The sequence below is a fragment of the Deltaproteobacteria bacterium GWC2_65_14 genome (assembly GCA_001797615.1).
Classification (GTDB): domain Bacteria; phylum Desulfobacterota; class Deferrimicrobia; order Deferrimicrobiales; family Deferrimicrobiaceae; genus GWC2-65-14.
Genome location: MGPV01000011.1, coordinates 9,153 through 9,355, shown reverse-complemented (window position 1 = coordinate 9,355; position 203 = coordinate 9,153). Strand labels below are relative to the sequence as shown.

Below are 203 nucleotides of genomic sequence, written 5' to 3'. Positions count from 1 at the left end.
AACACCAGGATAGAGAACTACCTCACATCGTCAAGCCTGGCTATTCTCTTTTCGCTCTTTAATTTTGTTGTTTTCGGGGTGGTCCTTGCCATCTACAGTCTCCCTGTGCTTCTTGTCTTCATTGCGGGGACAGCGTTGTACATACTTTACGTCACCCTCTTCATGCCTTCACGTGAACGTCTTGATAATATCAGGTTCATGCA

1 pseudogene is annotated in these 203 nt (G+C 45.8%); it reads left to right on the top strand.

Annotation, left to right across the window (positions count from 1 at the left end):
- Positions 1-203 (top strand): annotated as a pseudogene (locus tag A2X88_08465) (hypothetical protein).